Source organism: Kitasatospora sp. NPDC058063, from assembly GCF_042885395.1.
GTDB lineage: Bacteria > Actinomycetota > Actinomycetes > Streptomycetales > Streptomycetaceae > Kitasatospora > Kitasatospora lactacystinica.
In genome coordinates this window covers 101,538-113,582 of record NZ_JBHVSD010000010.1, presented here as the reverse complement: position 1 = coordinate 113,582, position 12,045 = coordinate 101,538, and the positions used below count along the sequence as shown (strand labels likewise).

The 12,045-nt window shown below is 72.8% G+C and carries 8 protein-coding genes and 1 tRNA gene; 6 read left to right on the top strand and 3 right to left on the bottom strand.

The features are described from left to right. The first annotated feature begins 130 nt into the window (after nucleotides 1-130). From ACFVUY_RS19250 to ACFVUY_RS19230, 5 genes are all read left to right on the top strand, one after another. A tRNA-Ser gene (locus ACFVUY_RS19250) sits at nucleotides 131-202 on the top strand. Between the two features lie 3 nt (nucleotides 203-205). Next, nucleotides 206-2,644, top strand: coding sequence for a hypothetical protein (locus tag ACFVUY_RS19245; RefSeq protein WP_387731283.1), 2,439 nt, complete (start codon nucleotides 206-208; stop codon nucleotides 2,642-2,644). Nucleotides 2,645-2,820: 176 nt separating this feature from the next. Next, nucleotides 2,821-5,862: a hypothetical protein gene (locus tag ACFVUY_RS19240; protein ID WP_387731281.1), complete on the top strand. Its 3,042-nt coding sequence runs from the start codon at nucleotides 2,821-2,823 to the stop codon at nucleotides 5,860-5,862. A 190-nt stretch (nucleotides 5,863-6,052) separates the two neighbouring features. Then, on the top strand, nucleotides 6,053-6,367 hold the full coding sequence (locus tag ACFVUY_RS19235) for a hypothetical protein (RefSeq protein WP_387731278.1): 315 nt from the start codon (nucleotides 6,053-6,055) through the stop codon (nucleotides 6,365-6,367). Nucleotides 6,368-6,400: 33 nt separating this feature from the next. Further along, nucleotides 6,401-7,642 (top strand): hypothetical protein, encoded by a 1,242-nt coding sequence (locus tag ACFVUY_RS19230; RefSeq protein WP_387731276.1) that lies wholly within the window; start codon nucleotides 6,401-6,403, stop codon nucleotides 7,640-7,642. A 112-nt stretch (nucleotides 7,643-7,754) separates the two neighbouring features. Here the strand turns inward: ACFVUY_RS19230 and ACFVUY_RS19225 are convergent, their stop codons facing one another. The 3 genes from ACFVUY_RS19225 to ACFVUY_RS19215 form a co-directional block, all read right to left on the bottom strand. Then, nucleotides 7,755-8,828 carry a helix-turn-helix transcriptional regulator gene (locus ACFVUY_RS19225; protein WP_387731274.1) on the bottom strand — a complete coding sequence of 358 codons (1,074 nt, stop codon included), beginning with the start codon at nucleotides 8,826-8,828 and terminating at the stop codon, nucleotides 7,755-7,757. A gap of 93 nt (nucleotides 8,829-8,921) precedes the next feature. Further along, nucleotides 8,922-10,139 carry a hypothetical protein gene (locus tag ACFVUY_RS19220; protein WP_387731633.1) on the bottom strand — a complete coding sequence of 406 codons (1,218 nt, stop codon included), beginning with the start codon at nucleotides 10,137-10,139 and terminating at the stop codon, nucleotides 8,922-8,924. Between the two features lie 269 nt (nucleotides 10,140-10,408). After that, a complete protein-coding gene (locus tag ACFVUY_RS19215) occupies nucleotides 10,409-11,083 on the bottom strand; it encodes a TetR/AcrR family transcriptional regulator (RefSeq protein ID WP_387731272.1) in 675 nt (224 codons plus the stop codon). Between the two features lie 92 nt (nucleotides 11,084-11,175). On the opposite strand from ACFVUY_RS19215, the gene ACFVUY_RS19210 reads away from it, so the two are divergent. After that, on the top strand, nucleotides 11,176-11,880 hold the full coding sequence (locus tag ACFVUY_RS19210; RefSeq protein ID WP_387731269.1) for an NAD(P)-dependent oxidoreductase: 705 nt from the start codon (nucleotides 11,176-11,178) through the stop codon (nucleotides 11,878-11,880). The last annotated feature ends 165 nt before the right edge of the window (nucleotides 11,881-12,045 follow it).

Sequence of the window (12,045 nt, the reverse complement as noted above, 5' to 3'; positions counted from 1 at the left end):
TGCAGCCGTGAACAATCATGTCCACGAAGCACTGGCGTCGGAGGCGGTGGACGTGCCGGCGGTGGATGTGCCGACGGTGACGGAAAGCGCGTTGTGTCCGCGCGGGCCGAACGTCTAGTGTCACGCCCGACGGCGTGTAGCTCAGCAGGAGAGCACCGGGCTTGAGACCCGGAGGGCGCAGGGGCGGAACCTGCCACGTCGGCTTATGGACGACGACGCTGATCAGCAGCACTCCACCGGGGCCGGGCTGTCCGTGCAGTACCCGCAGCACCAGTTGGCCTGGGCGCTGCTCACCGCGCTGACCCACTCCGACGGAGAGACCCGCCGCCGTGCCGCGGCCCGCGCCGACCGCTGGCGCGCCGTGCTCGCCGGAGCCGCCGCCGGAACGTCGGCGATCGGCTCGCGCACCCCGCTCCCCGGGCTGCCCGCCTGGGTGACGCCCGAGGTCGTCCGCGGCGGCTTCGCCACCTCCGCCGCGAGCGCGGAGGGGCCGCTCCAGCCGTACGAGCGCGAGGCCGCGGCCCTCGCCGGGGTGCCGGCCGACCGCCGGGCCCTCTTCGCCCACTGCCTCACCGAGCCCGGCCTGGCCCGGCTGTACGAGCTGCTCGACAGCGGCCGCTACGAGGTCGCGGTGCCCGAGGAGGCGGCGCTGCTGACGGTCGCCTGGCTGGTCCGGGCCGGGGACACGGCCGCCGCGCTCGAACTCGTCGACACCCTCGAACCGTTCGCCGCCCGGCTGCGCTTCACACCCCGGCCCTCCGCGCTGCCCGCACCGGACCCCGAGGCGGTGCACCGGCACACCGTCGGCGAGGCCGTCGACTCCCTCGTCGGCCGCCGGCCGAACGCCGCCGTGGAGGCGCAGCGCGAGGCCCTCGCCGTCTGGCAGCCCTTCGGCGACCGGCTGCTCGCCCACTGGCTGGAGGCCGCCGACCCGGAGGCCACCGGCGTGGAGACCGTCGACCCGGAGGCCGTCGACCCGGAGGCCGTCGAGCCGAAGACCACCGGCGACACCGGACGGATACCGGCGGGCGTACCCGACGGCCCCTGGCGGGAGCGCGGCGCGCTGCTGCTGCGCCAGTACGGGGAACTCGCCGCGGCCCACACCCGCTGCACCAAGCACCGCGACCCGAAGGAGAACCTCGGCATCCTGCGCGCCGCCCTGGAGGAGGCCGTCGCCGGCCGGCCGCTGGACGCCCGCCGGCTGGGACTGCTGCGGCACGCGGTGGACTCCATGGTGCGCCGCCGCGGCCGGCCGGGATCGGCCGCGCACACCGAACTGCGCGCCCGCCAGGCCGTCCAGGCGGCGCGGCCCTCGTACCACGACCTCGCCCAGCTCGTGCTGCGCCGGCTCGCCGTACAGCCCCAGGAGACGGGCGCCGCCGAGGTCGGACCGCTGGTCGCCGACGTCACCGCCGCCGAGGCGGCGGAGACCGGACTGCCCGCGGGCACCCCGGTTCCCGCGCCGATCCGCCACCTCGTGGAAGCCACCCTGAGCGCCCCGATCGGCACCCTGGTGGAGCGCGGCGTCGTGCCCTCGGCCGAAGTCCTGGCCGAACTCGTCCCGCAACTCGTCGCCGCCACCGGCGTCGAGGCCTGTCCGGACGCGGCGCTGCGCACCCTCGCCGCCGCGAACTACCGGGCGTTCCGCAACCGCCGCTCGCTGCTCCTGCTGAACCTCGCCGCACAGGTGCGGGTCGACGAACTGCCCTGGGTACGGGCGGTGGCGGCGCACCGCTCCGACGAGGACGGCCGCGGGCCCGCGCTCGCCGCCCTGCGCCGGCTCGGCGAACTGGCCGTCCAGGCGTTCCCCGGCACGCTGCTGCCCAACGCGCTCGTCCGCGAACTCGCGGTGCTCGCCCGCCAGTCGGGGCTCGACGCGCCGCTGGTGGAGGAGTTGGCGGCGGACATCTTCGTCGGCAGGTTCACCCCGAAGTTCCTCGCGGCGGCGGGCGTCGCCGCGGAACTGCTCGGCGGCACGCTGTACGAGCGCTACTACGGCATCGACTACGCGGCGCTGCGCGGGCTCGCGACGGCGGACGCGGGGACGGACGCGGTGACGGACGCGGTGACGGACGCGGTGACGGACGCGGGGACGGCGCGGTTCGCCGAGCTGTGCACGGGGCGCGCCGGGCGGGGCCCGGCCCGGTCGGTCGCCGCCAGCGGCAAGGTCGTCGAGCAGGCCCAGATCCTCACCACCCACAACCTCGCCGTCCTGGTGGCCCGCGTCGGCATCCGTCCGAGCCCCGGCTGGGACGACCTCGCCCGCCGTGCCTTCACCACCGTCTGCCGCCGGACGGCCCGCGTCCACGGCAACCCGCGCCCGCTCGCCGCGATCAAGGACGCGGCGTACGCGTGGCGGCAGATGGTCTTCCACCTCTCGCTGTGCGCACCGGAGGAGCGGGCCCGGACCATCGCCGGCCTGGACGCGGAGGCCGCCCGCCACCCCGCGCACGTCGCCGCCCGCCTCGCCCCGGCCCTGACCGGCCTGCGCCAGGCCGCCGCCGGGGGCCCGCCGGACGAGGGGGCGGGCCGGGTGCTCCTCGGCTGGACGACGGGCCCGCACTGGCTGCGCGCCGACCCCCGCCTGCCCGACCCCCGCCCGCCCGTCGGCCACCTGCCGCCGTCCGCCGCCGTCCTCCCATGACGTCGGGGGCGGACGACCGCCCGCCGGAGCGGGGTTGTGGCACGGCCGTTCGTATCCGCCCCCTATGATCCCGGCCCGGGGGGAAGTGCGCCGAGCTGGTACGACACAGCCGTGTCCGCTCCCTTCGGCGACGCACGCCCGCGCCGCCGATTCGACGACCGGGAGACGAAGACTCGGTGATACTCACTCAACGCCCGCGCTGCGGGCTGCTGGCCGGCGCCTCGGCGCTCGCGCTGGCGCTGCTGCCCGCGGGCCTCGCCCCCGCCACGGCCGGCGCCGCACCGGCTGCCGCCGCACCGGCCGCCGCCGCCACGGTCGGTGACGGGTCCGGGCCCACGCCGGTGGACCTCGACACCACGCGCGCCTTCGCGGACACCTTCCGGCTGGACCCGTCCCAGGACACCGACCCGATGTACGGGCTGAACGTCGGGATCGACGCCCGGCAGTCGCCGCCGGCCGGGCAGCACGGGATCTCCTACACCCGGGTCTCCGGCCGCTGGGACACCTCGGTCGCGCCCGACCAGTGGTTCGTCCAGACCAGCCACCCGGACCACCCGAACAAGCTGCTGTTCGCCAAGGGCGTCTCCGCGGTCATGCTGGGCGCGCCGGCCGTCGCGGACGGCACCGGCCACTACACCGTCTCGACGGTGATCGACCCGGTCGTCGGCGACACCACCGGCAAGGACTGGGGCTCGATCGTGCTGAGCCGCAGCCACCGCGGCAACGGCTACGTCACCGGCGGCGACGTCGACCTCGGCCTGACCGTCGACTCGCGCGGCGACCTCGCCCTCTTCCACGGCGGGGGCGGCGAGACGCCCTTCTGGACCGGTTCGGTGGCACCCACGGCGCAGTACGCCGTCTCGCTCACCGTCTCCACCGGCGCCGACCGCGCCGTCACCCTGACGGTGAACGGCACCCCGTTCACCGTCTCCGCGCCGGCCGGGGTGACCCGCTGGCCGGGCAGCGAGTTCCTCTACCTCGGCGCCTACCTCTCCGACCCGAACCGCGTCACCACCTTCGGCGACGGCGCCGGCCGCGGCCTGAACGTCAGCCGGATCGACACCAGCGCCACCCGCAGCGCCAAGCCGCTCGTCGACACCTTCGACGGCGCGCCCAACGCCACCGCCGACTTCGGGCTCAACCAGGACCTCGGCGCCCGCCAGCCGAGCCTGATCTCCGCCGACTACACCGCCGTCTCCGGTGTCAAGGGCCTGGCGCTCGACCCGCCGGCGGGCTCGGTGCAGGTCAACAGCCCGGCCCAGCCGAACGTGCTGTCGTTCCCCAAGGGCACCTCGGCGGTGCGCCTGAACAAGCCGGCCACCTCGGACGTCCGGAGCGGCGCCTACACGGTGCACGCCGTCCTGACCCCGGTCGTCGGCGCCACCACCGGCCAGGACTGGGCCTCCCTCGCCGTCAGCAACGCCTCGGGCGGCACGGGCGCCGTGGACGCCGAGGACGTCGCGCTCGGCCTGCGCGTCCAGGCCGACGGCGGGCTGACGCTCTTCCAGGGCGGCACGCCGACCGCCCTGACCGCCGTCCCGGCGGCGGGCGCCTACGAGGTGTCGGTCGCGCTGGCGACCGGCGACAAGCAGCAGGCGACCGTGCGGGTCAACGGCGCCACGGTCTTCTCCGGCCGCACCGCCGCCCAACTGCCCCGCGACGGCTACGTCTCGCTCGGCGCCCACCACTCGGCGGCCGGCCGGGTCACCACGGTGGACGACCTGCGGGTCTCCACGCTGGGCGGGCTCGGCTACTACGGTTACTTCGACATCCGGGACCCGAACGAGCCGAACTACGGCGCCAACCACGCGCCGGAGGTGGCGCAGTGGACCAACTTCAACAACTACCTGCGCGACCAGGACCCCCGCCTGGAGTTCCTGGACCAGTGCCGGCCGGCCTCCTGCGTGATCGACCTCAACCAGGAGACGGTGATCCCGCGCTCGCCGGGTGACTGGCAGGTCACCCCGAACCCGAACGCCGCGCAGAACCTGCTCGATCTGGTGCGGCGCATCGGACCGAACATCGACAAGATCGCCGCCGTCGACGTGAGCGACGAGCCCTACTCCCACGGCCTGAACGAGGACCAGGTCAAGACGCAGGCCCAGCAGATCAGGGCCGCGTTCCCGGACAAGACGCTGATCATGAGCCTCGACCGGTGGAACGCCGAGCAGACCGCGCCGATCCCGCCCGAGGTCGACATCGTCGGCTTCGACTACTACTGCGTGGGCCGCGGCGAGATCCAGTGGCGGCTGGCGAACCTGAAGACCTTCCTCTCCTCGCCCGACCAGCACCTGATGCTCTTCCCGGAGTCCACCAACGAGTACCGCGTCGCCGACGGCTGCTACTCCGGCAAGACCGACGCGGACATCGCGGCGTACAACGCCGAGTACCGCGCGATCGCCGCGCAGGACCCCCGGGTCGTCTACCTGCAGAACTTCCGCTGGCTCGGCCCGGACCAGCCGACCAAGGTGCCGCTGACCGTCGCGGCCCAGCAGCGGATCGGCAGCGCCGTGGTCAACGCCACGCCCACGCCGGCACCCGCCTCGGTGGGCGTGTACCGGCCGTCGGACGCCGGCTTCGCCGAGGCCGCCCACAACGGCTGGTACACCGGCCGGACCGGGTTCGGCGGCGGTGGCGACGCCGTCCCGCTGACCGGCCACTGGAACGGTCCCGGCACCGACACCATCGGCGTCTACCACCCCGGCACCTCGACCTTCCAGCTGTCGAACGACAACGCCACCGTGGCCGCCACCTTCCCGTTCGGGGTCCCCGGTGACATCCCGCTGGTCGGCGACTGGAGCGGACAGGGACGGACCACGGTCGGCGTCTACCGGCCCAGCGACCAGTACTTCTACCTGTCCGACGACAACTCCACCATCACGTACCGGATCAAGCTGGGCAACGAGGGCTGGAAGCCGCTGGTCGGCGACTGGGACGGCAACGGCACCACCACCGTCGCCGTCTACGACCCGCAGACCCAGACCTTCTACCTGAACGACTCCAACCGGACGGAGCACCCGCGCCCGGGCGTCAGGTTCGGCAACCCCGGCGACATCCCGATCAAGGGCGACTGGGACGGCACCGGCAAGGAGACCATCGGCGTCTACCGGCCCGGCGACCAGAGCTTCTACGGGGCCGCCGAGAACTCCGACCTGGTGATCTACAGCAAGAAGTTCGGCAACCCGGGCGACGTCCCGCTGGTGGGCAACTGGGGCTGACGCCTCCCCGCCCGCGCGTCCGACAGGGCGCCCTCCCGACCGCCCCGCGGCGACCGGGAGGGCGCCCTCGCGCCGTCTGCGGGGCGAGGGTCAGCCGTGCCCCTCGCCGACGAACGATGACATGCGCGCATTTCGGTGGACCGTCGGGCTGCTCGCGCAGAGGTCGGGGACAATCGGATAGCGTGGCGCCATGGGCGCGCTGAGCAGGCGAGAACTCGCCGCGCTGGTCGATGAGGCGACGGTCGACACGTATGACGAGTACGAGCAGGTGTCGCGTCTGTTCGCCGCCATCGAGGAGAACCTGTCGTTGCCGTTCAGCACCCTGGTGCTGGGCGTCGAGGTGACCGTTCGCAAGGTCGACCTCGCGCGGGACGGAAGGATCGTCGCCCTGTGCACCCGCGGAGGGTTCCGGCAGACGATCGGGCTCCTGGACCTTCCCCTGCCGGACCCTGCGCCGGGCGGCGCGGAGTGGGTCGCGGCCTATCGCTACTACTGGGCGCAGTGAGTGTCCGGAACCTTCAAGACCGAGAGGGCCCGCATGACTGTCGTTGTACCGAGCGTGGACGAGGAGTCGTTGAGCGGCCTGATCGAGCGAAGTTCCGAACTGAAGGGCGAACTCGTCGCCTTCGCCCAGGGATCGCGCTTCGACCGGTGGTTGACACCTCTCCTCCTGGAGGCAGCAGGTCCTGAGCGGCGGCTGGACGAGGGTGCGGCGATCCGGATCACCGACAACTTCATCCTCCGGTACCGCCTGCCGGACGGTTCGACCGTGGTGGATCGATTCGTCGAGGGGCGAAGGGACTTGACCGACGCCGACCGGGCGATGCTGCTCGGCTGGCGTGACCCGGTCGAGGGCGTCTTCGAGGTCCGGCGCAAGGACGGGGATGCCGTCGTCCTGCTGAACCTGATTGACGACCTGGAGTACCGCACGTACTCGAACGTCGGGCGGGCGGCTTTCCGCGGAGTGTCCAAGGGAGGATTCCTCCTCGTCTGCCTGGTGCCCGTCCACCCGGCCGACGGGGCGTGGCTGATCTCCGGTGCGATGTCGTACTACCCGAAGTCCAGCGCCACCGAGATCGCCCAAGCCGCAGTCCAGTTGGCCGCCAACCACCCCGAACTGGTCTTCCGCAACCCCGAGAAGATCGAACAGGGATGGCACCGGCTGCGGGAGGACCGAGCCGCCTTCATCGAGTTCTGCGGCGGCGACGAACTGGTCCTCACCCCTGCCGAGGCCGAGCGCCGGGTCAACGCCTACTACCGGCACCGGCAGGAGGCCGCCGTCGCCGAACACCCGGGCCGGGCCCGAGGCGGGCGGCTGCCGGGCCTCGATCTGCCGGCCTTCGAACTGCCCCGGGAACTCGCGGACTCGGACACCATCGGCGTCATCCACGACGAGGTCGACGGGCTCAACTTCTACGCCGACTACGGGATGCTGCGCGACCTCTTCGCCGACCCGGCTCTCGCGGGCCGCAGGCGGTACCAGGAGGTGCTACGCGCTTACCTGCGCGAGGAGTCGATCGCGCCACTGCCGATCCGTCGCTTGGCCGCCGCTCACCCGGAGACGGTCGACGCGGTGTTCCGGAAGCTGCTGCGCAAGCCCGGCTTCACCTGGAGCGAGCACGGAGAGGCCCTGCTGCGCCGGCGCAAGCCTTGGTACTACGCACAAGAGCCCCGCCCCGGCGTCTCCGTGATCGGCGAGCGCCTCAGCGAGCTCGCCGCCGGCACCGGACGGCGGAAGTCCACCAGGGCACGGCGCGTACCGCACCGGCACGACCACTGACCGAGCTGTTCGCCTCAGCTGCGTTCTGCGCCTCGACGCCGGCCGGTTCCGAGGATCGGGAGCCGGGCCGGTGTCCGGAATACCGGGGAGGCGGTGAACCGCGGGGCGCCGGTCAGCCGTGCCCCTCGCCGAGCATGATCCGCGCGATCAGCTCCCGGCGGCTGCCCACGCCGGTCTTGGTGAACACCGACTTCAGGTGGTCCTGCACCGTGTACGGCGTCATCGCGAGCAGCCGGGACACGTCCCGGGTGTCGCCGCCGCGCACCAGCAGCAGTGCCACCTCCTGCTCACGGGCGGTCAGCCCGAACGCGGCCAGGTGGAGCGGCATCACCTCGGCCGGTGTGGCGGGCGAGGCCACCACCGTCACCGCGTTCGCCGCCCCGTCGCTCCCGCGCAGGGCGGAACCGTGCAGCAGGTACCAACGGTCGTCCCGGGTCCGCACCCGTACGGGCATCTGCGGTGCGGGCAGCCCGTGCGCCACCCGGCGGGCCTGCTCGGCGGCCATCGCCACGCTGGTCGGGACGGCGAGCGAGGACGGCGTCGGGTCGGCCAGCCGGGCGAGCAGTTCCTCGGCCGGCCCGGACAGGGCCTGCAGCCGGTTGTGCCGGTCGAGCACCAGTACGGCCGGCCCGGGATCCGCCTCCACCGGCGCCCCGGCCGGTACGTGACACTGCCTCAGCGCCTGGCCCAGATGGCGGGCGGCCGCATCGGCGAGCTTCCGCTGGCCCTCCAGGTACGGGCCGCGGTCCGGGGCCCGCAGGAACGCCGCGCATCCCCACATGCCGCCCGCCGCGTCGAACACCGCCCGCAGCTCGTCCCCGAACCCGGCGGGCGCCACCTGCTCCCGGAACCGCACGCTCTCCCGCAGGAGTCCGTGCGTCGCCCGGCTCAGCGTCTCGGCCTGCACCCCGCTGCGCCGGATCTTGGGAAAGGTCGCGACGTCGTCCGCCCACACCTCGAGGCGTACGGCGTGCTCGAACTCGTCGAGGGTGAGGTCCTCGCTCTGCACCGAGTTCACCAGCCCGGTGGCGGGGTCCGCGGTGTGCCAGCACACCGCGTCGAACTCCAGCGCCGGGCGCAGCAGTTCATCCGCCCGCCGGAAGACTTCCGGCGCCGTCAGCCCCGCCCCCGCGAGTTCTCGTATCCCCTCGACCGCCGCCCGACCCGCCACCCCACGCCGCCCCATCCGGCGAAGCTAACACGCACCCGGCCCCCGCCCCCACGCCCCGAACGGCGGGGGTGCGTCTCCTCCTACGGGCGGCCCGGCGGTCCCGTCCGGTCACTTGACCAGGCGGGACCAGTCGGCCGGCTGGGCGGGGTCGAGCTGGCGGAGCTGGTCGAGGACCTTCGGGTCCTGGGCGTCGAGCCAGTCGGCGACCTGGCGGAAGGAGACGCAGCGGACGCCCTCGCGCTTGCAGACGTTCTTCATCACGTCCTCGATGGCCTGCATGTAGATGCCGCCGTTCCAGGACTCGAAGTGGTTGCCGATGAAGAGCGGGGCGCGGCTGCCGTTGTAGACGCGTTCGAAGCCGGCCAGGTAGCTCTCGCGGGTCTCCTTCTCCCAGGTGTCGTACTTCTTGGGGTCGCCGTTGGTGGTGTTCCCGGACTGGTTGGCCAGGAAGTTGAAGTCCATCGAGAGGCTCTGGGTCGACCTGCCGGGGTAGGGGAGCATCTGCAGCGGGAAGTTCCAGATGCCCTCCTTCTTCACCGGCCAGACCTGGAACTCGCCCGGGGAGCTGGCGTCGTAGCGGAAGCCCGCGGCCTTCTCGGCCGGCAGCAGGTTCTTCTGGCCCTCCAGGCAGGGGGCGCGGCCGCCGACCAGTTCCTTGGTGTAGTCGAAGGGGAGGGGCGGGACGTCCTTGAAGCCGGTGTTGGTCTTCCAGTTGGTGACGAAGGAGACGGCCTGGTCGAGCTCGCTCTTCCACTCCTCGGTGCTCCACTCGCCGCCGCCCTTGGCGTTGCAGAAGTGCCCGTTGAAGTGGGTGCCGATCTCGTTGCCGTCCTGCCAGGCGAGGCGCAGCTGTTCCAGGGTGTCCTTGATGTGGGGGTCGGTGGCGTAGTCGATGGAGGCGTCGCCGGGCTTGTGCTGCGGTGGCTTGTAGAGCGTGCTCTTGGACTTGGGGAGGGTGTAGAGGCCGCTCAGGAAGAAGGTCATCCGGGCGTTGTTCTCGACGCCGAGTTTGCGGAAGCGGGAGAACATGCGATCGTCGCCCTCCAGCGCGCCGTCCCAGGAGAAGACGACGAACTGCGGCGGCTTCTCGCCGGGCTTGAGCTTCTCGGGTGTGGGCTGCTTGGGCTGCGGGCCGGTGTAGGAGGTGGAGCCGTCGCCGAGCACCTTGACCTGGCCGTCCCAGGTGGGGGAGGGCGGTGGCGGGGCGGGGGTGTCGGTCGTGGCACTCGGGGCCGGGGTGGACGGGGTGGTGCCGGTGGCGGCCGTGGGTCTGCCCTGCGTGTCGGAGCATCCCGTCGCCAGGGCGGAGGCCCCGAGGACCCCCATCGCCAGCAGGATGGCCGAGCCGCGAGCAGTCCGCACCGGACCCCATTTCTCTGATCTTCGATCAGGCGGTGTTCAGAAGACGATCGATGGAAGTGATCATCAGAACACTTTTGATCGACCTCTGTCGAGGCGGAGCCGGTGCGGCTGCGGCGGGGGAGGGGTTCGGGGGCAACTCCCTTGTGTCAGGCGGCGGATGGCGTGACGAGGGGCTCCGGCGGAAGGTGTCGGCGGCCGCGAGGGTCCAGGGCGTGCCTGACGACCCGAGTCGATCAGGCGGCGTCCGGGTGGAGGGCGTCGAGGACGAGGGCGAGGCCGAAGGCGAACTCGTCGGCGTAGTCGTAGCCGGGTTTGAGGACGTGTTCGGTGGCCAGCTCGGCCAGGTGGGGGTAGGCGCCGGAGGGCATCCCGCTCAGGATGGCCCCCGCGACCTCGGCCGACTCCGCCCCGCCCTTGAACGGCAGGCCGACCTCCTGGAGCACGAAGCCGTACAGGTAGCTGTCGATCAGCGAGACCGCGTGTGCGGTCATCGGCACGGAGAATCCGCCGGTGCGCAGCGCGCCGATGACGGCGTCGTGGTGGCGCAGCGTCGCCGGGCCGGGCCGGGTGCGGGAGTCCATGAGGCCGATCGCCCACGGGTGGCGCAGGAGGGCGGCACGCGCGGAGATCGCGCGCCGACGCATGGCGCTCTTCCAGTCGGTGTCGTGCGGTGGGAGCTCGATCTCGCCGAACACCGCGTCCACCATGCCGTCGAGGATGTCCTCCCGGCCTGCCACATGGTGGTAGAGCGACATCGCCTCGACCCCCAGCGGCCCGGCGACGGCCCGCATGGTGAGCGCGGCGGACCCCTTCTCGTCCGCCACCTCCACCGCCGCCCGGATCACGCGCTCACGACTCAGCGGCGCGCGGGCCGGTGTCCCGCGCCGACCCTTGCCTCCCTCGGGCATGCGGCCCCTCCTCCAGCTCCATTGACTGCCTTACGGTGTAAGGCTAACGTACCTTACAACGTAAGGTTGCCTGTCCGCGAAGGGGCTGCGCCATGGGCAAGGATCACGTGGAGAAGGTCTGCATCATCGGGGCTTCGGGGAAGCTGGGGCAGTACATGGTCGGACACGCGCTGGAACGCGGCTACGAGGTGGTCGGCGTCTGCCGGGAGCGCAGCGTGCCGAAGCTGGCCGCGTTCGAAGGGCGGATCACCGTCGTCCCCGGGGCGACGAACGACCCGGAGGTGATCCGCCGGGCGGTCGCCGGGTGCGACGGGGTGCTGACGGTGCTGGTGCCCTGGGGCGTGCGGCAGTACGCGTCGGGTACGGCGCAGGCGGTCCTCGACCACGCCCGGCCGGGCGCGCGCCTGGTGTTCTCCTGCGGCTGGCACATCACCCGCGACGGCAAGGACCGGTACTCGCGGATGTTCACCCTGGGCCTGCGGATCGCCACCGTGCTGGGCAGGCTCGTCCGCGCGGTCGAGATCGACGACCAGGTGGAGGCGTGCCGACGGGTGTTCGCCAGTGACACCCGGTGGACGGTGGTGCGCGGCAGCGACCTGGAGGAGGGGCCGAGCCAGGGCCTGCCGGTATGGGGCCGGCACGTGGGTGACCCGGTGCTGGCGAGCAATCTGACGCGCCGGGTGGACTTCGCGCTGTTCATGGTGGAGGCGCTGACCACGGAGGCTCTCGTCCGGGAGGCCCCAGCGATCGTCGGCCGCCTGGCCCCCAGCGCGCTCGCCCACGCCGGCGGCAGGTGACCGGCGCTCCGCGGCCCGGACGAGCCGATCGCCGCGGAGCGCCGAGGTCGGTGACGGTGGGGCACATCGGCCCCCGGTCGGTCCCCATACCCCGAACGAACCCCCGAGCCGTGCGGCGCGGGGGTTCGTGGCGTCGGGGGGCATTGACACGAGCCTCCTGCGGTT

What these genes read in the sequence shown, in the direction of transcription:
- ACFVUY_RS19225 (WP_387731274.1), bottom strand. Translation starts at nt 8,828, where the DNA reads ATGGGGCGGCGTGGGGTGGCGGGTCGGGCGGCGGTCGAGGGGATACGA.
- ACFVUY_RS19210 (WP_387731269.1), top strand. Translation starts at nt 11,176, where the DNA reads ATGGGCAAGGATCACGTGGAGAAGGTCTGCATCATCGGGGCTTCGGGG.
- ACFVUY_RS19220 (WP_387731633.1), bottom strand. Translation starts at nt 10,139, where the DNA reads ATGGGGGTCCTCGGGGCCTCCGCCCTGGCGACGGGATGCTCCGACACG.
- ACFVUY_RS19230 (WP_387731276.1), top strand. Translation starts at nt 6,401, where the DNA reads ATGACTGTCGTTGTACCGAGCGTGGACGAGGAGTCGTTGAGCGGCCTG.
- ACFVUY_RS19245 (WP_387731283.1), top strand. Translation starts at nt 206, where the DNA reads ATGGACGACGACGCTGATCAGCAGCACTCCACCGGGGCCGGGCTGTCC.
- ACFVUY_RS19235 (WP_387731278.1), top strand. Translation starts at nt 6,053, where the DNA reads ATGGGCGCGCTGAGCAGGCGAGAACTCGCCGCGCTGGTCGATGAGGCG.
- ACFVUY_RS19215 (WP_387731272.1), bottom strand. Translation starts at nt 11,083, where the DNA reads ATGCCCGAGGGAGGCAAGGGTCGGCGCGGGACACCGGCCCGCGCGCCG.